The following is a 20,018-nucleotide window of genomic DNA, read 5'->3' as shown; positions in this document are numbered from 1 at the left end:
TGCTGCGCGGATGATCCCTGCCCAGAGTGGACACGTAAGGTTATCGGCCGCCCGGCTGGAACTTCGGCAGGGGCGCCTTTCGTGGCGTCCGGCCGTCCACCCCACCCGCACCGCCCACCGAACTGCCCCTCCGACGTGCCGGGTTCATCGTGCGTTCATCCCTCCGCCGCCGCCCCGGCGCAACCCGGGCCTACCGTCGCGCTGGATCGATTCCGACACGTTGTCGGCGCTCATGCAGCTACTCGGAGGACACTCGTGCGCAAGCTCCTGCCGCTCATCGGCAACCCGCATGGGGGCGGCCGTTCCGCTCTCACCTGCCGCTACCGCTGTGGCGACGCCTGCTTCCACGAGGTGCCGAACACCAGCGACAACGAGTACGTGGGCGATGTCATAGCCCGCGCCTACTCCCGCCGCTCGATGCTGCGTACCGCCGCCGTCGTGACGGTCGCCACCGCGGCCGGTACCGCCGTCGCCCTCAGCGGCCCCGGCCAGACCGCCAACGCCACCCCGGCCGGCGAGGCCGAGGCCGCCGGCAAGAGCGGCGAGGCCGCCCGCGGTCTGCGCTTCAAGGCCATCGCGCCGAACACCGACGACAAGGTCACCGTCCCCGAGGGTCACGACCAGAACGTGGTCATCCGGTGGGGCGACCCGATCGTCAAGGGTGCTCCGGCCTTCAACTCCGACAAGCAGAGCGCCGCCGCCCAGGCCGGTCAGTTCGGGTACAACAACGACTTCCTGAGCCTGCTCCCGCTCGGCGGCGAGTACGAGCGCCAGCAGCTGCTCGTGGCCAACCACGAGTACACGGACGAGAACCTCATGTTCAAGGGCTACGACCCGGCCAACCCGACCCGCGAGCAGGTCGAGATCGCCTGGGCCGCGCACGGCCTCGGTGTCGTCGTCGTCCAGGAGGACCACCGCAGCGGCAAGCTGACCGCGGTCACCCGCCACCAGCTCAACCGCCGCCTCACCGCCACCAGCGAGTTCAGGCTGACCGGCCCGGCCGCGGGCAGCGCCCTGCTGAAGACCTCCGCCGACTCGACCGGCACCAAGGTCCTCGGCACGCTCAACAACTGCTCCGGCGGCACCACCCCGTGGGGCACCACCCTCCACGGCGAGGAGAACATCAACCAGTACTTCGCCAACGCCGGCAAGGTCACCGACCCGGTCCAGGCCGCCCGCCTGAAGCGCTACGGCGTGACCACCGGCGAGACCGAGCGCAAGTGGGAGCGGTTCGACAAGCGCTTCGACGTCACGCAGGAGCCCAACGAGGTCAACCGCTTCGGCTGGGTCGTCGAGCTCGACCCGTACGACCCGAACTCCACCCCGCGCAAGCGCACCGCGCTCGGCCGCTTCAAGCACGAGGGCGCCCAGCCCCGCCTGACCGAGGACGGCCGCCCCGTCGTCTACATGGGCGACGACGAGCGCTTCGACTACTTCTACAAGTTCGTCTCCTCGAAGCAGATGAAGAAGGGCAACTCACGCGCGGCGAAGGAGCACAACCTCACGCTGCTCGACGAGGGCACCCTCTACGTCGCCAAGCTCACCGGTGACGCCCCGGCCGCCGAGATCGACGGCTCCGGCAAGCTCCCCTCCGACGGCGAGTTCGACGGCTCCGGCGTGTGGATCAAGCTGGCCACCGCCTCGGCGTCCGGCAACGTCTCGCACGTCGAGGGCATGACCGCCGAGGAGGTCTACGTCTTCACGCGCCAGGCCGCCGACAAGGTGGGCGCCACCAAGATGGACCGCCCCGAGGACATCGAGCCCTCCCCGCGCACCGGCCGCGTCTACGTCGTGCTGACGAACAACGCCGACCGCGGCAAGCCCGGCAAGGCCGGGGCGGACGAGGCCAACCCGCGCAACCTGAACAAGCACGGCCAGATCCTGGAGCTCGCCGAGAACTTCGACGACCCGGCCGGCGACGGTTTTGCCTGGCGCCTCTTCCTGGTCGCCGGTGACCCGAAGGACCCGGCGACCTACTTCGCGGGCTTCCCGAAGGACAAGGTCAGCCCGATCTCCTGCCCGGACAACGTGACCTTCGACCCGCACGGCAACCTGTGGATCTCCACGGACGGCAACCAGCTCGGCTCCCACGACGGCCTGTTCGGCGTCGCGACCGCCGGTGAGCGCCGCGGTGAGCTGAAGCAGTTCCTGACCGTGCCGCGCGGCGCGGAGACCTGCGGCCCGCTGGTCCAGGACAAGCGCGTCCTGGTCGCCGTCCAGCACCCGGGCGAGATCGACCGCGCGTCCGTCGAGAAGCCGCAGTCGGTGTGGCCCGACGGCCCCGGCAAGATCGTCCGCCCGGCGGTCGTGTCCGTCTGGCGCAAGGACGGCCGCAACATCGGTGTCTGACCGGACCGGTTGAGCCCGAGTTGACCTGAGGGGCATGTTTCACGTGAAACATGCCCCTCAGGCGTGGAGCCTGCCGACGGGGAGCCGGAGGGTGGTCACCGCGCCCCCGTCGGGGGCGTTGGTGAAGCTCAACGCGATCTCCAGCACCGCCGCCTGGCCGGCCACGATCGTCAGCCCCAGGCCGTGGCCGCGTCCCCGGCCGGGATCGCCGGTGCGGAACCGCTGCGGGCCCTGCTCGATCAGCTCGGGCGGATAGCCGGGCCCGTGGTCGCGGACCACGATCAGCGGGCCCTCCACGGTCACCTCGACGGGCGGCCGGCCGTGCTTGTGCGAGTTGGCCAGCAGGTTGGCCAGGATCCGGTCCAGCCGGCGCCGGTCGGTGAGCACCGTCGCGTCCCGGACCACCGTGACCTCGGCGGCCAGTCCCGTCCCGGCGACCGCCCGTTGTACGGCCCGGCCGAGCTCCACCCGGGCCAGGTCGGCCCGTTCGACGCCCGAGTCCAGCCGGGAGATCTCCAGCAGGTCCTCGGTGAGCAGGTGCAGGGCGTCCAGCCGGTCCTTGATCATCTCTTTGGGGCGGCCCTCAGGCAGCAGCGCGGCCGCGGCCAGCGAGCCCGTGAGCGGGGTGCGCAGCTCGTGCGCGACGTCCGCCGTGAAGCGCTTCTCGGCCTCCAGCCGGTCCTGGAGGGACCCGGCCATCGAGTCCAGTGCCTGCGCCACGTCCCGTACCTCGTCCCGGGAACGGGCGGGCCGGGTGTCCTCGATGCCGCCGTCGGCGGGGAAGTCCACGCGGGCGTCGAGGTCCCCGGCGCTGATCCGGCGGGCCACGGCGGCCGTGGTCGCGAGCCGCCGGCTGATCCGGTTGGCGAGGAACAGGCCCGCCAGGGCCACCACTCCGGCCGCGAGCGCCGAGGAGGCCAGGATCGCGGTGTCGATGTCCCGCAGCCGGTCGCGGGTGTTCTCGTACGGGATCCAGACCGCGAGGGCCGTCCGGTCGGCGGGGGCGGCCGCCCACATGACGGGCTTGCCTCCGTGCTCGCCGACCATGCTGCCGGTGTCGCCGCGGGCGACCAGGTCGCGCAGGGGGCGGGGGAGGTCGGGCGGATCGAGGGCGATGTTCACGTCGCCGTGCGTGGTGCCGTACTCGTAGTGGCCGAGGGCGTGGTCGAGTTCGGTGTTCACCTTGCTGCGGACCTCTCCGACGATCTGCCGGGCGACCACGTTGTGGACGAGGATCCCCAGGGCGGCGGCGACCGCGCAGCAGACCAGGGTGGTGGTCAGGGCGATCTTCCAGCGCAGGCTGCTCAGCGCGCGCATCGCGGCCCGTGCCCGGTGGCGGAGGTGTCCGAGAGGGCGGGGCAGTCGTCCAGGGTGAGCTGGGAGAGGTTCATGATCCCGGCCTTCGGGTCCCAGACGTAGTCGGAGACGGCGACGTACGTGGGGTTGGAGGTGGGCTCGCGGACCGCCAGGTGCTCGGCGGCCACCTCCACGCCCTCCAGGACCGCGCGGCGGGACAGGACGCGGGCGATGGAGCCGTCGTCCTGGACGGTGTAGACGCGCAGCTCGCTGAGGCGGCCGTCGATGTCGAGGGCGGTGATCAGCTCCTCCCTGCCGTTGCCGGTCAGGTCGTGCAGGACGCCGGGGCGCACCGGGCAGTCGGGGCCGCCGTCCACAGCCTGTGTGCAGAGCGCGATCCGCTGGACGGCGCGGGGGTCGACGAGGCGGCCGGTGCCGCGGTCCTGGGCGACGGCGGCGGTGACGTCGGCGCGCAGGACGTCCACGGCCCGCACGCCGCGCATGCTGAGGTTGGCGACCTTGGGGAGGCCCGGGATGACGGCGGCGGTGCCGGGTTTCTGTCCTGGGTCGGGCGGGGCGGGGCGGATGTCCTTCCACAGGCTCTGGGGGGCGTGCACGGTGCCGAGGTCGCCTTGGCTGCGCAGGCCCTGGACGTCGGCGCAGCCGGTCGCTGCCACGAGGGCGACGGCGAGGGCGGTTCCGGCCAGGGGCCGGGGGCTGCGCATGCGCATGCTCCGATGCTCCCCCGCTCCCGCGGCGGGGGCGCGACCCCAGACCCATCCGGGCGACGGCCGCCGCGGGGTCCGGAGCGCAGTCCCGTCAGGTCGGGTGGGCCAGGGCCTGGGCCGCCGTCACCTCCTGGCGGAGCGGGGAGAGGACGCCGGAGGTGGCGGAGGGGGACGGCGCCGGCGCGCCGGCGGGGGTGGTGCTGGTGCGGACCGCCTCCGCCAGGCCGCGGAGCTGGGCGGTGACGGAGGCGACCTCCGCCGCGGAGGGCGGGTCGGCGCCGTGGTTGACGCGGACGCGGGCGGCGGTGGTCGCGTCGACGATCCGCTCGACGGCGACCACCAGCGGCCACCACGCCGCCGCCCGCGCCCCCGTGGGCGGCGGCTCGGTCAGCGCCCGCTGGAACTCGCTGCGCACCCCCGAGAGGTCGCGGTAGATCCGCCGCCTCGCGGCCAGCCGGGCCACGCGGGCCGCACGCAGCTCCGCCTCCGTCTCCGGATCGGCGCCGAACGCCCGCTCCACGTACCGCGCCGCGTCCTCCACGGTGTCCGCGAGCCGGTCCCCGATCCGCGTGTGCCAGCTCTCGGGCCACAGCAGGTAGCCCGCGAGGAGGGTGATGGCGCAGCCGATGAGGCTGTCCAGCAGCCGGGGACGGATCAGGTCGAAGCCCTGGTGGTTGAGGAGGTCCGAGAGGAGCAGGATCACCGGGGTGATCGCCGCGGTCTGGAAGGCGTACCCCTTGGCGGAGAAGGCGGGGATCAGGGCGGCCAGGAGCATCATCACCGGCACGTCCCACCAGCCGCGCGGTACCTCGGACAGCACCGCGGCGGCGATGACCAGCCCGGCCGCGGTGCCCAGTGCGCGCAGCACGGCCCGGGAGAACACCGAGCCGAAGTCGGGCTTGAGGACGAAGGTGACGGTCAGCGCGACCCAGTAGGACCGCTCGACCTCGACGAGGGAGACGAGGGACTGGGCCAGGCCGATGCACAGGGCCAGGCGCAGCCCGTACCGCCAGGAGGCCCCGGACATCATCATGTCCCGCACCGCGCGCCGGGCCCGGACCCGCAGGGCGGCGGGCCGGCCGAGCCGGTCGTCGACGTTGTAGGGGTCGGGTTCGGCGAGGTGCACGATCGTCGCCGCGTGCCGCAGGGCCGAGTCGACGGCCCGCTCGGCCGGCGTGTGCGGTGCGGGCAGGTCCAGGACGGGGGTACCGGTGCGGCCCTCCTCGACGGCGGTCGCCAGGTCCCGTACGGCCGCCGGGATCTGCGGCGGCAGCGGCCGGCCGCGCAGGTGCGCGGCGGGAGCCGCCTCCACCAGCGGGATCACCACGTTGAGCTGGGCCAGCATCCGCACCAGGGAGGGATTGCGGCCGTGCACCCGGGCCCGCCGGCCGAGCACCAGGTCGTAGGCCTGGTTCAGCGCCTGGGTGACCTGGTGGCGGCGTTCCTCGTAGGCGGGGCCGCCGGCGGCCTCCAGGGTGTCGGCCAGAGCCCGGTAGGTGGCGGCGACGGCGGCGCGCTCGGGCTGCCGGCCGCGCAGCGGCCAGCCGAGCAGGGTGAGGACGAGGACGAACAGCCCGCCCGCGGTCAGCAGCAGGGGGGCCGTCCACCAGGGGCGGGGCAGCGGGAGCCCGGCCCCGACCACGGCGTTGAGGAGGAACAGCAGCCCGGACACGGAGGCCACCGTGCCGATGGAGGAGATCATCCCGGAGATCAGGGCGATGAGGGTGAGGGCGCCGACCGCGAGCCAGCCGTGCCCGAAGACCAGGGTGCCCAGCGCGACGCCGACGGCGCCGAAGAGCTGGGGGACGGCGATGTTGAGGATCCGCATCCGGTAGGCGTCGGCGGTGTCGCCGATGACCCCGGAGAGGGCGCCCATCGAGACGAGCGCACCGTACTCGGGCTCGTTCAGGGCGAATCCGACGGCGAGGGGCGCGGCCAGTGCCACCGCCGCGCGCAGTACGGCGGCCCAGGGGATCGGCGCGGTGCTGGGCCGCAGTCCTTGCAGCAGCCAGGCGGGCGGCGCCAGCGGATGGTTCCCGCTTCGCCCGGACGGTATCTGTTCGGTGCTCATTCCGCTTCCGTGCCGCCGTTTGGGAATCGGTTCTTCTGCGTTCTGCGTTCTTCTGCGTCGTTCTGCGTCGTTCCGCGTGCGTTGGTACCTTCCGAGCTTATGGGGTGCGGCGCAGTCGGCCCATCAGCCAGGCGCCGAGCGCGGCGGCGAGGCCGATGGCCAGCACCACCCAGGCGGTGGTGCGCAGGAACGAGGTGAGCGCGTCGTACACGGCTCCGGCGGCCCGCCGGTCGATGTCGGCGGGCAGATCGTCGAGGGCGAGCCGGCGGCACACGTCCACGGCGATCCCCAGCAGTCCGGCCCCGATGGCGAGGCCCAGCCCGGTGGCCATGACGGCGCGCCGCCGGTGGACGGCGACCGCGATGGCCGCCGCGGCCAGGACCACGGTCAGTACGGGGAGCCAGATGCCGGCGACTTGGAGCATGCGGAACCACCTTCGGAGCGCCCCCAGGTTGTCGTACTCCATGACCTTGACGGAGAAGTGCGTCACCGGGATGCGGTCGGCGAAGGGCACGCCGTCGTCGACGAGTTCCCCTTTGACCTGGTCGATGACGGGTGCGAGGTCGATGGTGAGGGCGTCGCCGTGGCCGGTGGTGAGCGCGTCGAGGAAGGCGGCGTGGGCGGCGCGGTTGGCCGCGTCCCAGGCGGTGCGGTAGGCGGGGGTGCCGGCGAAGGAGTGCAGGGCCTCTTCGAGCAGGGCGTCCACCCCGACCTGGAAGGGGCCCGCGTCGATCTGGTCGGACAGGGCGCGGCCCACCTGCGTGACGACGACCCCCTGCACGGCCGGGTCGCGGGCGAGGGGGGACATGGCGGCGGTGTAGCGGTCGGCGTCGCCCAGCTCGCGGTCGGCCCAGTAGGCGATGGCGCTCGCGGGCACCAGCAGGGCCACGAGCACGATGAGAACCGCCGACAGGATGGTGCGCACGTCACCAGGGAAAACCGGTACGGGCCCGCACGCCAGCGGTGTTGCTGCGGGCGGGTGGATGACGCGTCGCCCTTGCCCCCGCGGTCGAGGGGCCCGAGGAGGCCTTCCGGTGCGCGAGCAGGCCTTCGCCAACCTCCGCACCGCCCTCGCCCTGCCCGGCATGCTCTTCGAGATCGACGCGGTCGCCGTGCGCGGGTGATCCACTTGCCGCCCGGGGGCGCCGGGTGTGCCCTGGATGATGGGAGAGAGGAGCCCGTCATGGCACATGCGGCACCCACCGCCCCGCGGCGGCAGCACCGGCAGATGGCGGACATGACCCACCTCGGCAAGAGCGCCTACGCCAGGCCCCTGCTCATGGGACTCGTCTACGGGGTCTGGGCCGCCTTCATCAAGCGCCAGATGGGCCCCGTCGACGCCGGAAACGTCTTCTACGGGATCCTGTGCGGCGTCCTCTTCGCCGCCTGCATGTTCGCCCTGGCCCGCATCGGCCCCCGGATGAACCGCGAACTGCACGCCACGGCGTACGGGGTCTTCGCGGGCATCGCCGTGGGCTACCTGCACAGCCTCACCAACTCGTCCGTGCTCCGGGCGACCGTGATCGGCTTCTTCGTGGCCCTGGGCGTCGGCGGCGTGGCGTTCTACCGCTACTACACCAGCGAGGACTGAGGCGGCGACCTTCGGCCCGGCCCGGCGGTACTTTCGGCCGGGCCGAGCCGGTACCTCTGCCCGAAGCGGCCGGTAGGCCGCCCGGCGGAGACTGTCAGTGGCGCCGGTTCCCGCGCCCCGTGGTCGAACCTCACGTGACCACTCTCCGTTGCCGAGGGGCGCGGGAACCGGTGCCCCTTCACGTCCGGGCTACGCGGCCGAGTCCGCGGGAGCGGGGCGCGCGGCCTTCTCCGGCTCGCACTCGGACGCGGTGGACGCGGCCGACCCGGCGGACTCCGCCGCCTCCGCCGGATCGGGCCGGCGGACCGGCGGGGTGAAACGGGCGGCCTCGGCGCGGAGCATGGCGTTCAGGGCGGCGTACGGGTCGATGGGCATGGCGAAACCTCACGGTGCTCAAGGGGGTGTGGGGGTCTGCGCTGCTCGGCCTTCTCAGCAGCGCAGGACCACACTCCGCACCGCCCGCAGGGACAGCGCCGGTTCGGCCGTCTCCGACGGGGGCGCGCACGGCGCAGGGTCCGGCTGTTTCACGTGAAACACCGGGAGCGGTGTCCGCCGTACGCCGGGCAGCACCCCGCGCAGGACCGTCCGTACGGCGGCCCGTACCTCGGGGTCGGCGGGGCCGGGGTCGTTCTGGCCCTCGGTCGGCTCGGCGGGCGCGGTGGAGGAGGGCCGGGAATCGGCGGCCATCGCGGCCGCCGGACCGGCACCGAACACGCACAGCAGCACGACGCAGGCCATCGTCAGGGCCCTGGTCAGTGCCGTCCGTGCGCGCTGCCTCCCGCTCATGCGAGGGGTCTGCCCCGCCACGCCGGGCCACTCCCGGACCGATCACGAGAAGCCCCCGACCGGGGGACGAACTCACCCCCCACGGCTGACGCTCAGCGGCCCCGCCGCTGTCCCGTCAGCCGGGCGAGCACGGCGGTTTCGCCACCGATCAGCCGCAGTTGGGCCCGCCCGGCCCGGTCCTCCCGGCCGCCGGCCTTGCCGGGTGAGATCCGTACGACGGTGAACACGGCGGTACGGCTGTCCGCGCGCGGGATCTCGATGGTCCGGCCCCGCTGGAGCCCGGTCAGGCGCAGCCCCGATCCGCTGATCACGGCGGTGCCCGCCGCGCCCGGTGCCGGAGTGCCCGCGTCCCAGGAGGCCTCCTCGTGCTCGCCGGCCGCCAGCGGTACGTCGATGCCCAGGCTCGGGATGCGCAGCCGCAGCGGTGGCGCGGCCCGCAGCGGCTGCGCGGCTCCCCGCAGCGGACCGGCGGCCGTCCGGGGCGAGCGGGCGCCCTGGCCGGGGCGGTGCTCGCCGGACTCCTCCAGCTGCCGCACGAGACGGCGGTGGTCGGACAGCCCCAGTGCCCGCGAGGGCAGTGCGTCGTCCGTGGCCGAGGCCACGGGCTTGGCGCCCTCGGTGCGGAGCAACACACCGATTCCGGTGGCCAGCAGAACCACCGTCAGAACGACGGCCACCTTCCCCCAGCCACCGCTGGACGGTTCCCCCGAGGCGCGAGGCATGCGATTCCCTCCTGTCCGGCTCGTGCGGCCGGGTCATGTGAGCAGTGGACACCTCCACTGCCCGTCCGCACTCCGTGAAACACGCAGGGCTGACGGGGCGTCACGGGCGTGTCGTCGCACGAGGGGGAAGTCTTCGCAGCTGACAGCGGTTCGCCCAGGGCGGCCCGGGGCCGGGGGCGCTTACGCCCGAACGGGTGAGACGGCAACGCCGTGGCGGGGTCGCGCACCCGGCGCGGTCATACCGCGATCAGGGTCGCCGCCGCCACGCCCATCAGGGCGGCCGCGAGGTGGACGGCCGGGTGGCCGTAGTCGCCGAACCAGAGGTGGCGGGCCAGGCCGCCCAGGGCGGCGAAGGCCGCGATCACGCCGATCTGGCCGAACAGCGTGATCGCGGTGAAGGGGGCCAGGAGCAGCAGGAACGAGCTCAGCCAGAACGGGCCCGCGCCCGTCCAGCCACGCCATTCCCGTATCGCCGTCGGCATGTACCACCGGCCCCCTCTTCATCAACTGGTCGGCTGAACAGCCTCCTTGGGTGCGGCGGCCGGCACAAGGGCGCGTTCGGCTAGATGCCCGAAGGCGAGGCCGAAAGTCGTCCACAGTGCCGCCTGGATGGCCAGGGACGCGAGGCGGAACTGCCAGATCAGCGCGGCCGGGAAGTCCTCCGGCACCTCGTTGATGCCGGGCAGCGCCACGTACGAGATCCCGACGGTCAGGACGAAGACCGCACCGGCGGCGACCGATGCGTTCCAGTTGCCGAGCTTCGGGGCCAGCCTGCGGCCCACGATCAGTGCGCCCGCCGCGAGCAGCGCACTCAGAGCGATCATCAGGAGGTAGAGGGCGGTCCGCCGGGCGGCCGTGTCGGGGTCTCCGACGGCCGGCGGATTGGCGGGGTACTTGAAGAACGGCACCAGCGTGACGGTGACGAACAGACCCCCGGTGACCAGCGCGGCCGTGGCCCGCGGGCCGAAGCGGCCGATACGGCCCAGGGCGAAGCAGAAGACGAGCGCGGCGATGCCGCCGAGCGCGACCCCGTACAGCAGGACACCGGTGCCGAGGCCGGCCGTGGCCTGGAGGGCCCGGCTGACCGGGGCGTCCTCGGCGCCGTGGTCGTGGCCGGCCGCGAGGTGGCCGGCCTCCTCGATGGCGATCGCCGCGTCGACCTTGGACTCACCGAGGAGGTAGGCGACGAGGAACGCGGCCACGCCGGCCAGCAGGCCGGCGAGCATGCCCCGGACCAGCAGCACGCGCGGGGAGAGAGTGTTCACGTTGTCGATCCCTTGCGGAGGCAGAGGCGGGATCAGTGGCAGGGGAAGCCGAGGAGGTGGCGTCCGTCGTGCAGCCACTCGTGGACGTTCTCGCCCTGGAAGACCGCGGTGGCACCCTGTTCGATGCCGACGAAGTACAGCAGGACGAGCGTGAGGACGGCGACGAAGGCCGCCCAGGGGGCGAGCGCGGAGAGCGAAATGGGTGTGACGGCAGGAGCCGAAGCGGGCACGGCGGAGTGGGCCATGGCAGAACCTCCAGAGGGAACACGCGTCCCGGTCAGTGGTGCTCGCGACGACGGTGGCGGGTCTGACTTGCCTCCCCCTTCCGGGAGGGTTCACAGTGGCGCGACCGTGCCGGATTCTCACCGATGCTTCCGTCGTACGTCGTCATTTAGTTATGTCGTCCGAGACCGTACCGCGCTTACGCTCCCCTTATGAAGACCCCTTTGGTACGAGTCCGGTTGGTGAGACCCCCGCAGGCCGCGCAGACCCCCGCCGTTCGCTTCGGCCACGGGGAGCCGTGCCCGGCGTACGAGGGCTTCCGCGGCCTCGACACGGGGGAGTGGGCGGGCCGGACCCTGGACGAGGTCGCCGAGGCGGACCCGGCCGGCGTACACGCCTGGTTGACGGATCCCCGCTACGCGCCGCCCGGCGGGGAGTCGGTGGAGGCGCTGATCGCCCGCGTCGGGGCGGAACTGGACGGCCTGGCCGCGGCCACCCACCGGGCCGAGGTCGAACAGGCCGTCGTACGGGCGGCCGTGGTGCACGCCCTGGAGCTGCCCGCCGCGGCCTTCTGGCGTCTGGACGTGCGGCCGGGGTCGGTCACCACCCTCACCGGGCGCTCGGGCCGCTGGAACCTCCTCGTGGGCCGGCCGGAGTAGGCCGCCGGAACTCCACGGGCAGCAGAACGGCCCGGACCCCGCGACGCGGTCCGGGCCGAACTGGGCTGCGGTGGCAGCGGGTCAGGCGACGATCCAGTCGGAGGTCGCGATCACCGGCTGCACACCGTCACGGTGGATGGTGCCCTCGATGAGGCCGTACATGCGGTCCGCCGCGAAGTAGACCTCGTTGTCGTTCTTGAGGCCGAAGGGCTCCAGGTCGACGAGGAAGTGGTGCTTGTTGGGGAGGTTGAGGCGCACCTCGTTGACCTTGGGGCAGTTGTCGAGCACCCGCTCGGCCATCTGGTTCAGGGTCTGCTGCAGGGAGTACGAGTAGGTCTCCGCGAAGGCTTCCAGCATGTTCTTGCGGACCTTCTTGTACGACTGGTCCCAGTCGTAGGAGGTGTCGTCCGCGGCCAGCGCCGAGTGCGCCCAGCGCGCGGTGACCTTGGTCGCCAGGATGCGGTCGTACGCCTCCTGGAGGGTCGTGTACTTGTCCTTGATGTAGCCGTGGAACTCGGAGTTCGTCGAGTTCATCACGGTCAGGTCCTTCAGACCCGAGATGACCTGGAGGCCGGTCGTCTCGCTGTAGGTGATCTGCGCGGTGCGCACCTCCTGGCCCTTGCGGACGAAGGAGTGCTGCTCCTTGCGCGTGGGGACCGGGATGCGCTCCCAGGCGTACTCCTCGATGCGGATCTGCGCTTCGCGGATCGGCTGCTGCGAGGAGACGAAGTGCTTGGCGAGCAGGATGCCGAAGGCCTCGGGGGACTCGATGCCGTGCTCCTTGCCGAAGGCGTACACCGTGTTCTTGGTGGTGTCGGTCGGCAGGCAGTTGGCGTTGTCACCGGTGAGGTGGACGTCGCGGAACTCGCCGCGGAGCGCGACCGAGACGTTGAGGTCGCGGATCTCGTGCCAGGAACCGTCGTTGCCCTTGCGGGTGACCTTGACGATGCGGTTCTCGGCCTTGCCGTACTGGTTCTGTGCCAGGACGTGCTTGCTCATGGCTGTATTCCTTCGGGTACACGGAGTCCGGCTGACTGGATCCCGTACGCCCGGCGTCCAGCGGTCGGCCCGCTCCCCGCCGTTCGGTCACGGAGGACCGCCCCGGGACTGACGTGCATCCCGGTCCGTAGGTGCTCTGTCGGATTTCAGCATGTTCACGTGGTGTTCGTAATGGCGCGGAACATCCAAGACAGGCACCCACGGATTGGGCGACCCTCCATTCACGCAGGTCAGACCATGTGCGCGTCCGCCACCGAGAGGGCCTCGTCGAGGACCTCCAGCCCCTTGGCGACATCGTCGGCGGCGATGTTGCACGGCGGCGCGACGTGGATGCGGTTCCCGGCGAGGAGCGGCCAGAGCCCGCCCTTCTTGCAGGCGGCGCCGAAGGCGGCCATGGGCGCGTTGTCCGCCCCGGCGGCGTTGTACGGGACCAGCGGCTCCCGCGTCGCACGGTCCCGTACGAGTTCCAGGGCCCAGAAGGTGCCCAGGCCCCGGACCTCCCCGACCGAGGGGTGCCGCTCGGCGAGCGCGTGCAGCCCGGGGCCGAGCAGCTCGGCGCCGGTGCGGGCGGACTGCTCGACGATGCCCTCCTCCTCCATGACGTTGATCGTGGCGACGGCGGCCGCGCAGGCCAGCACGTGCCCGGAGTACGTCAGGCCGCCCGGGTAGGGGCGGCGGGCGAAGGTCTCGGCGATGGCGCCGGAGATGGCGACCCCGCCGAGCGGCACGTATCCGCTGGTCACGCCCTTGGCGAAGCAGAGCAGGTCGGGGGTGACGTCCCAGTGCTCGGAGGCGAACCACGCGCCGGTGCGGCCGAAGCCGACCATGACCTCGTCGAGGATGAAGACGATGCCGTAGCGGTCGCAGAGCGCGCGCACGCCGGCGAGGTAGCCGTCCGGGTGCACGAGCACGCCCGGGGCGCCGCCGACGGTCTCCAGGATGATCGCGGCGATGGACTGCGGGCCCTCGAAGACGATGGTGTCCTCGAGGTGGCGCAGCGCGCGCTCGCACTCCTCGGCCTGCGTCGTCGCGTAGAAGGGCGAGCGGTAGGCGAAGGGCCCCCAGAAGTGCACGACCCCGGCGGTCGCCGAGTCGTTGCCGAAGCGGCGGGCGTCGCCGGTCAGGTTGATCGCGGTGGAGGTGGCGCCGTGGTAGGAGCGGTACGCGGACAGCACCTTCGGCCGGCCGGTGTGCAGCCGGGCCATGCGTACGGCGTTCTCGACGGCCTCGGCCCCGGCGTTGGTGAAGAAGATCTTGTCCAGGTCGCCGGGGGTGCGCTCGGCGATCAGCCGGGCCGCCTCGGAGCGGGCGTCCACGGCGAAGCCGGGCGCGACCGTACACAGCTCGGTCGCCTGCCGGGCGATGGCCGCGGCGACCTTGGGGTGCTGGTAGCCGATGTTGGTGTAGACGAGGGCGCTGGAGAAGTCGAGGTAGCGGTTGCCTTCGTAGTCCCAGAAGTACGAGCCTTCGGCCCCGGCCACGGCGAGCGGGTCGATGAGCTCCTGCGCCGACCAGGAGTGGAAGACGTGCTTCCGGTCGGCGGCTTTCACTGCGGCGAGGGCGTCGGACTCTGCATTCATGAAACGAGGGTAGTAGTCCGGCATGTGGATCCGGGGGCGCCTTCGGGGCACGTCCCGCATGCCGGACTCGGACGATGTGGCGTCCGCCGTCGACGGTCAGGACGTCCCCGGTCGTGTATGCGGCGCGTATGCGGCGTTGACCAGGGCAGCCGCCGGGTGTTTGCCGTATCGCGGAAGTTGATTTCCGAGATGTGGAATTTCAGGAAGGGTCGAGTGACGGCCGGAGCCCTAGGATGGGCCTCGTCGGCCGAGGAGGCGGGAGGCCCTGTGACCGAGCAGACGCGGCGGCTGGTCCTGGGCGGCGCCACGACCGGGGTCGTGAGCCGCTGCCGGGACTTCACCCGCAGGGCACTGGCGGACTGGCAGTGGGCGGGGCGGGCCGGATGGCCGGAGGCCGAGGACGACGTGCTGCTGTTGGTTTCCGAGCTGGTGACCAACGCCTGCCTGCACGCCGGCGGCCCCCACGAACTGGTGCTGCGGCACACCCCCGAGGTGCTGCGCGTAGAGGTCAGCGACGGGAGTCCCGAGCACCCGCGCCGACGGGCACCCGGCGACCGCGCGCTGCCGGGAGGGCACGGGCTGATCGTGCTGGAACGGCTCGCGCGGAGCTGGGGCTCGGTGCCTTCCGCGGACGGCCGGCCCGGCAAGACGGTCTGGCTGGAGGTACCTGCCCGCCACCCGCTGCCCCCGTCGGGCTAGCGGCCCGCGCAGGGGCGGGCGGCGCCGTACCGTCCGTCTCGTCGTCGGTGAGCAGACCGGTGCGCAGGCGGGCCAGGGTCCGGGTCAGCAGGCGGGACACGTGCATCTGGGACAGGCCCAGCCGGTCGCCGATCTCGGTCTGTGTCAGCTCCTGACCGAACCGCAGCGTCAGCAGCGTCCGCTCCCGCTCGCTCAGCCCCGCCAGCATCGGCTTGAGGGACTCCAGGCACTCGATGCGGTCGTACGCCTCTTCCTCCTCGCCGATCGAGGACCGCTCCGCGTAGGTCTCGCGATCGCCGCCGTCCTCCTGCGCCGGCGCGTCCAGGGAGCGCGCGGAGTACGCGCACGCCGCCTTCCGCCCCTCCGACAGCTCCTCGGGCGTGACGTGCAGGTGGCAGGAGAGCTCGCTGTCCGTCGGCTCGCGGCCCAGTTCCTGCTCCAGGGCGTCGTGCGCCTTCGCCGTGTCGATCCGCAGCTCCTGGAGCCGCCGCGGGACCTTCACGGCCCAGCTGGTGTCCCGGAAGAACCGCTTGATCTCGCCGGTGATCGTCGGGATCGCGAACGAGGTGAATTCCACCCCGCGCTCCGGGTCGAAGCGGTTGATGGCCTTGATCAGGCCGATCGTGCCGACCTGGACGATGTCCTCCATCGGCTCGCTGCGGCCGCGGAAGCGGCGGGCGGCGTACTTCACGAGGCTGAGGTTGAGCTCGACGAGGGTGTTGCGGACGTACGAGTACTCCGCGCTGCCCTCCTTCAGCTCGGCCAGCCTCCGGAACAGGGACACGGACAGGGTTCTGGCCTCGTGGGTCGTCACGTCTGTGAGGTCTGTACGGTGCATGGCCTGCGCTCCTCCGACGGTGCGGCCCCGGGGGGCAGGGGTGCGGGCCCGGGGGTGCGTCGTCGCGCTGTCCCAGGTGATATACCCGGACGAACCGCCACGTACCCCCACATCTCTTCGAAGATCCGCCCTCAGCGGTTTCCGTCAGGGATGCGTCAAAGGAGCCGTCCCGGGCGTATGGGAGGCGTCAAAGGGGCCCGTCGGCGGGAAAAACGGCGTTCCACTCGGAGGTGTCCGAAACACGTCCCTCGCACCTCCGGGAGCTCACGATGGCCGATCTGGCCTTCGTCGTCACCACGCTCGCGCTCTTCGCGCTGGTGGCCTTCGTCGCCAAGGGGGTGACCAAGCTGTGAACGCCGAGAACATCGTCGGCCTGCTGGTCGCCGTCTCCCTGCTGGGCTATCTCGTCTTGGCCCTCGTGTACCCGGAGAGGTTCTGAGCCCCGATGAGTCCCGTCCTCGCCGGGGTGCTCCAGCTGCTCGCGCTCGTCGCCGCACTGGCCCTGGCCTACCGCCCGCTGGGCGAGTACATGGCCCGCGTCTACTCCTCGGAGAAGCACTACGGGCCCGAGAAGTGGATCTACAAGGCGGTCGGCGCCAACCCGGACGCCGAGATGCGCTGGCCCGCCTACCTGCGCTCGGTGCTGGCCTTCTCCGCCGTGAGCGTCCTCTTCCTCTACCTGCTCCTGCGCCTGCAGGGCAGCCTGCCCGGCTCCCTCGGCTTCGCCTCCATCGAGCCGGACCAGGCCTTCAACACCGCCGCGTCGTTCGTGGCGAACACCAACTGGCAGTCGTACGCCGGTGAACAGGCCATGGGCCACGTCGTGCAGACCGGCGGCCTGGCGGTGCAGAACTTCCTCTCGGCGGCGGTCGGCATGGCCGTCGCGGTCGCCCTCGTACGGGGCTTCGCGCGCTCGCGCACCGGCGAACTCGGCAACTTCTGGGCCGACCTGGTCCGCGGCACCTTCCGCATCCTGATCCCCCTCGCGGTGATCGGCGCGGTCGTCCTGGTCGCCTGCGGGGTGATCCAGAACTTCGCCGGCATCCACGAGGTCGGCCGGTTCACGGGTGGCACCCAGCAGTGGAACGGCGGCGCCGTCGCCTCCCAGGAGGTCATCAAGGAGCTCGGCACCAACGGCGGCGGCTACTTCAACGCCAACTCCGCGCACCCCTTCGAGAACCCGACCCCCTTCTCGAACCTCTTCGAGATCTTCCTGATCCTCCTCATCCCCTTCGCGCTGACCCGCACCTTCGGCCGCATGGTCGGCTCGGTCAGGCAGGGCTACGCGATCCTCGCGACGATGGCCACCATCTGGCTCGGCTTCACCGCGCTGATGATGTGGACCGAGTTCGCCCACCACGGCCCGGCGCTCCAGGCCGCGGGCGGCGCGATGGAGGGCAAGGAGACCCGCTTCGGCATCGGAGCCTCCGCGATCTTCTCGGTCGCCACGACGCTGACCTCGACCGGCGCGGTGAACTCCTTCCACTCCTCGTACACGGGCCTGGGCGGCGGCATCCAGCTGCTGGGCATGCAGCTCGGCGAGATCGCGCCCGGCGGTGTCGGCTCCGGCCTCTACGGCATGCTGATCATGGCGGTCATCGCGGTGTTCATCGCGGGCCTGATGGTCGGCCGCACCCCCGAGTACCTGGGCCGGAAGATCGGCACCCGCGAGATCAAGCTCGCCGCCTGCTACATCCTCGTCACCCCCGCGGTGGTCCTCGGCTTCACGGCCGCGGCGATGGCCCTGCCCACCCCCGCCCACTCGATGGCGAACGGCGGCGCGCACGGCTTCTCGGAGATCCTCTACGCCTACACCTCCGCCGGGAACAACAACGGCTCCGCCTTCGCGGGCCTGAACGCCGACACCCAGTGGTTCAACACGACCACCGGCCTGGCCATGCTCCTCGGCCGCTTCCTGCCGATGGTCTTCGTCCTGGCCCTCGCGGGCTCGCTGGCGCAGCAGCAGCCGGTCCCCGAAACCGCGGGCACCCTGCGCACCGACAAGCCGCTCTACGCGGGTCTGCTCGTCGGCACCATCGTCATCGTCACCGGCCTCACCTACTTCCCGGCCCTCGCGCTGGGTCCGCTTGCCGAAGGGCTCGCCTCATGAGCACCATCACCCCCACCCGCGCGCCCCACCAGGACGCCCCGACCGGCCGCACGGAGCCGGAGCAGGGCCGGGTCGGCGGCGGTCTCTTCGATCCGAAGCAGCTGGTCGGCTCCCTCCCGGACGCGGTCCGCAAGCTCGACCCCCGGGTGATGGTCAAGTCCCCGGTGATGTTCGTGGTGGAGGTCGGTTCCGTACTGACCACCCTGCTGGCGCTGGCCGACCCGACGGACTGGTTCGGCTGGGCGATCACCGCCTGGCTGTGGCTGACCACGGTCTTCGCGAACCTCGCGGAGGCCGTGGCCGAGGGCCGCGGCAAGGCCCAGGCCGACACCCTGCGCAAGGCCAAGACCGACACCGTCGCCCGGCGGCTGAACGGCCCCGCGGAGGAGCGGGTACCGGGCACGGAACTCCGTATCGGCGACCTGGTGGTCTGCGAGGCCGGCGACGTCATCCCCGGCGACGGCGATGTCGTCGAGGGCGTCGCCTCCGTCGACGAGTCCGCCATCACCGGCGAATCCGCCCCGGTCATCCGGGAGTCGGGCGGCGACCGTTCCGCCGTCACCGGCGGCACGAAGGTCCTCTCGGACCGGATCGTCATCAAGATCACGACCAGGCCCGGCGAGACCTTCATCGACCGCATGATCAACCTGGTCGAGGGCGCCGCGCGGCAGAAGACCCCCAACGAGATCGCCCTCAACATCCTGCTGGCCTCGCTGACGATCGTCTTCCTCCTCGCGGTCGTCACCCTCCAGCCCTTCGCGGTCTACGCGGGCGCCGAGCAGTCGATGATCGTGCTGGCCGCGCTGCTGGTCTGCCTGATCCCGACCACCATCGGCGCGCTGCTCTCCGCGATCGGCATCGCCGGCATGGACCGGCTGGTCCAGCGCAACGTGCTCGCGATGTCCGGGCGAGCCGTCGAAGCCGCCGGTGACGTGTCGACGCTGCTCCTCGACAAGACCGGCACCATCACCCTCGGCAACCGCCAGGCCTCCGAGTTCGTCCCGGTCAAGGGCACCACGGCGGCCGAACTCGCCGAGGCCGCCCAGCTGTCCTCCCTCGCCGACGAGACCCCCGAGGGCCGCTCCATCGTGGTCCTCGCGAAGGACGCGTACGGGCTGCGCGAACGCCGGCAGGGCGAGCTCGCGCACGCCGAGTGGATCGCCTTCACCGCCCAGACCCGTATGTCGGGCGTGGACGTCGACGGCCGCAAGGTCCGCAAGGGGGCGGCGGGTTCCGTCGTCGCCTGGGTCGAGGAACGCGGCGGCCGGGTCGCCCGGGACGCGCAGGTGCTCACCGACGCCATCTCCTCCGCCGGCGGTACGCCGCTGCTGGTCGCCGTGGAGGACGGCGGGGGCGCCCGGGTCCTCGGTGTCGTCCACCTCAAGGACGTGGTCAAGGAGGGCATGCGCGAACGCTTCGGCGAACTGCGCCGGATGGGCATCAGGACCGTCATGATCACGGGTGACAACCCGCTCACGGCCAGGGCCATCGCCGAGGAGGCGGGCGTCGACGACTTCCTCGCGGAGGCCACTCCCGAGGACAAGATGGCGCTCATCAAGCGGGAGCAGGCGGGCGGCAAGCTCGTCGCGATGACCGGCGACGGTACGAACGACGCGCCGGCCCTCGCCCAGGCGGACGTCGGCGTGGCGATGAACACCGGCACCTCGGCCGCCAAGGAGGCCGGGAACATGGTGGACCTGGACTCCGACCCGACCAAGCTCATCGAGATCGTCGAGATCGGCAAGCAGCTCCTCATCACCCGGGGCGCCCTGACCACGTTCTCCATCGCCAACGACGTCGCGAAGTACTTCGCGATCATCCCGGCCATGTTCGCCGTGGTCTACCCGGGCCTCGACAAGCTCAACGTCATGGGCCTGCACTCCCCGCAGTCCGCGATCCTGTCGGCGGTCGTCTTCAACGCGCTCGTGATCATCGCCCTGGTTCCGCTGGCTCTCAAGGGCGTGCGGTACCGGCCGACCAGCGCCGACCGGATGCTGCGCCGCAACCTCGCCCTCTACGGACTCGGCGGCCTCATCGCCCCGTTCATCGGCATCAAGCTCATCGACCTGCTCATCTCCCTCATCCCCGGCATTGGGTGACCCG

General features: G+C 71.9%; 20 protein-coding genes and 1 pseudogene. 8 read left to right on the top strand and 13 right to left on the bottom strand.

The genetic code is table 11. The features are described from left to right. Window positions 1-255: 255 nt before the first annotated feature. Entirely contained in the window at window positions 256-2,349 is a 2,094-nt protein-coding gene (locus ACFTXQ_RS02940; RefSeq protein WP_382635270.1) for a PhoX family protein, read from the top strand. Between the two features lie 57 nt (window positions 2,350-2,406). Here the strand turns inward: ACFTXQ_RS02940 and ACFTXQ_RS02935 are convergent, their stop codons facing one another. The 4 genes from ACFTXQ_RS02935 to ACFTXQ_RS02920 all read right to left on the bottom strand — a co-directional run bounded on the left by ACFTXQ_RS02935 (window position 2,407) and on the right by ACFTXQ_RS02920 (window position 7,369). Then, window positions 2,407-3,666: a sensor histidine kinase gene (locus tag ACFTXQ_RS02935; protein ID WP_382635268.1), complete on the bottom strand. Its 1,260-nt coding sequence runs from the start codon at window positions 3,664-3,666 to the stop codon at window positions 2,407-2,409. After that, the gene (locus ACFTXQ_RS02930) at window positions 3,654-4,376 is read right to left on the bottom strand and encodes a hypothetical protein (RefSeq protein WP_382635266.1); all 723 of its coding nucleotides are present in this window, start codon (window positions 4,374-4,376) and stop codon (window positions 3,654-3,656) included. Before ACFTXQ_RS02930 ends, ACFTXQ_RS02935 begins: the two co-directional genes overlap by 13 nt. Window positions 4,377-4,464: 88 nt before the next feature. Further along, entirely contained in the window at window positions 4,465-6,444 is a 1,980-nt protein-coding gene (locus ACFTXQ_RS02925) for an FUSC family protein (protein WP_382635265.1), read from the bottom strand. Between the two features lie 97 nt (window positions 6,445-6,541). After that, window positions 6,542-7,369, bottom strand: a complete 828-nt coding sequence (locus ACFTXQ_RS02920) for a hypothetical protein (RefSeq protein ID WP_382635263.1) — start codon at window positions 7,367-7,369, stop codon at window positions 6,542-6,544. A 258-nt stretch (window positions 7,370-7,627) separates the two neighbouring features. On the opposite strand from ACFTXQ_RS02920, the gene ACFTXQ_RS02915 reads away from it, so the two are divergent. Beyond that, entirely contained in the window at window positions 7,628-8,035 is a 408-nt protein-coding gene (locus ACFTXQ_RS02915; protein ID WP_382635262.1) for a hypothetical protein, read from the top strand. Window positions 8,036-8,224: 189 nt separating this feature from the next. Here ACFTXQ_RS02915 and ACFTXQ_RS02910 read toward each other — a convergent pair whose 3' ends face one another. The 6 genes from ACFTXQ_RS02910 to ACFTXQ_RS02885 form a co-directional block, all read right to left on the bottom strand. Beyond that, entirely contained in the window at window positions 8,225-8,410 is a 186-nt protein-coding gene (locus ACFTXQ_RS02910) for a hypothetical protein (protein ID WP_382635260.1), read from the bottom strand. 54 nt (window positions 8,411-8,464) lie between these two features. Further along, window positions 8,465-8,821, bottom strand: a complete 357-nt coding sequence (locus ACFTXQ_RS02905; RefSeq protein WP_382635259.1) for a hypothetical protein — start codon at window positions 8,819-8,821, stop codon at window positions 8,465-8,467. Between the two features lie 92 nt (window positions 8,822-8,913). Continuing rightward, complete coding sequence (locus tag ACFTXQ_RS02900) at window positions 8,914-9,543, bottom strand: hypothetical protein (RefSeq protein ID WP_382635257.1); 630 nt, start codon at window positions 9,541-9,543, stop codon at window positions 8,914-8,916. Window positions 9,544-9,779: 236 nt separating this feature from the next. Next, window positions 9,780-10,025 carry a hypothetical protein gene (locus ACFTXQ_RS02895; protein WP_382635255.1) on the bottom strand — a complete coding sequence of 82 codons (246 nt, stop codon included), beginning with the start codon at window positions 10,023-10,025 and terminating at the stop codon, window positions 9,780-9,782. A gap of 21 nt (window positions 10,026-10,046) precedes the next feature. Beyond that, window positions 10,047-10,808, bottom strand: a complete 762-nt coding sequence (locus ACFTXQ_RS02890; protein WP_382635253.1) for a CbtA family protein — start codon at window positions 10,806-10,808, stop codon at window positions 10,047-10,049. Between the two features lie 32 nt (window positions 10,809-10,840). Beyond that, window positions 10,841-11,053, bottom strand: coding sequence for a CbtB-domain containing protein (locus tag ACFTXQ_RS02885; protein ID WP_382635251.1), 213 nt, complete (start codon window positions 11,051-11,053; stop codon window positions 10,841-10,843). A 219-nt stretch (window positions 11,054-11,272) separates the two neighbouring features. Here ACFTXQ_RS02885 and ACFTXQ_RS02880 point away from each other — a divergent pair, with 219 nt between their 5' ends. After that, window positions 11,273-11,689, top strand: coding sequence for a histidine phosphatase family protein (locus ACFTXQ_RS02880; RefSeq protein WP_382635249.1), 417 nt, complete (start codon window positions 11,273-11,275; stop codon window positions 11,687-11,689). A gap of 81 nt (window positions 11,690-11,770) precedes the next feature. Here ACFTXQ_RS02880 and pucL read toward each other — a convergent pair whose 3' ends face one another. After that, entirely contained in the window at window positions 11,771-12,688 is a 918-nt protein-coding gene (pucL, locus tag ACFTXQ_RS02875; protein WP_382635247.1) for a factor-independent urate hydroxylase, read from the bottom strand. Between the two features lie 230 nt (window positions 12,689-12,918). Then, on the bottom strand, window positions 12,919-14,268 hold the full coding sequence (locus tag ACFTXQ_RS02870) for an aspartate aminotransferase family protein (protein WP_382635245.1): 1,350 nt from the start codon (window positions 14,266-14,268) through the stop codon (window positions 12,919-12,921). 117 nt (window positions 14,269-14,385) lie between these two features. On the opposite strand from ACFTXQ_RS02870, the gene ACFTXQ_RS02865 reads away from it, so the two are divergent. Then, window positions 14,386-14,967 (top strand): ATP-binding protein, encoded by a 582-nt coding sequence (locus ACFTXQ_RS02865; protein ID WP_382635243.1) that lies wholly within the window; start codon window positions 14,386-14,388, stop codon window positions 14,965-14,967. A 43-nt stretch (window positions 14,968-15,010) separates the two neighbouring features. Here the strand turns inward: ACFTXQ_RS02865 and ACFTXQ_RS02860 are convergent. Beyond that, window positions 15,011-15,916, bottom strand: a pseudogene (locus tag ACFTXQ_RS02860) (SigB/SigF/SigG family RNA polymerase sigma factor); the annotation flags it as partial. 119 nt (window positions 15,917-16,035) lie between these two features. Here ACFTXQ_RS02860 and ACFTXQ_RS02855 point away from each other — a divergent pair. Genes ACFTXQ_RS02855 through kdpB form a run of 4 tightly spaced genes read left to right on the top strand, consistent with a single transcriptional unit; the run spans window position 16,036 to window position 20,014 of the window. Continuing rightward, entirely contained in the window at window positions 16,036-16,158 is a 123-nt protein-coding gene (locus ACFTXQ_RS02855) for a hypothetical protein (RefSeq protein ID WP_382635241.1), read from the top strand. Continuing rightward, window positions 16,155-16,244 (top strand): K(+)-transporting ATPase subunit F, encoded by a 90-nt coding sequence (kdpF, locus tag ACFTXQ_RS02850; protein ID WP_328619610.1) that lies wholly within the window; start codon window positions 16,155-16,157, stop codon window positions 16,242-16,244. The genes ACFTXQ_RS02855 and kdpF overlap by 4 nt, the downstream gene beginning before the upstream one ends. A 6-nt stretch (window positions 16,245-16,250) precedes the next feature. Then, window positions 16,251-17,915 carry a potassium-transporting ATPase subunit KdpA gene (kdpA, locus tag ACFTXQ_RS02845; protein ID WP_382635239.1) on the top strand — a complete coding sequence of 555 codons (1,665 nt, stop codon included), beginning with the start codon at window positions 16,251-16,253 and terminating at the stop codon, window positions 17,913-17,915. Beyond that, window positions 17,912-20,014, top strand: a complete 2,103-nt coding sequence (kdpB, locus tag ACFTXQ_RS02840) for a potassium-transporting ATPase subunit KdpB (RefSeq protein ID WP_382635237.1) — start codon at window positions 17,912-17,914, stop codon at window positions 20,012-20,014. The genes kdpA and kdpB overlap by 4 nt, the downstream gene beginning before the upstream one ends. Window positions 20,015-20,018: the final 4 nt, after the last annotated feature.

The organism is Streptomyces sp. NPDC057010, from assembly GCF_042673805.1.
In the GTDB taxonomy this organism is placed as follows: Bacteria; Actinomycetota; Actinomycetes; order Streptomycetales; family Streptomycetaceae; genus Streptomyces.
The sequence above is the reverse complement of the archived record's forward strand: the minus strand, read 5'-3'. Positions and strand labels throughout refer to the sequence as shown.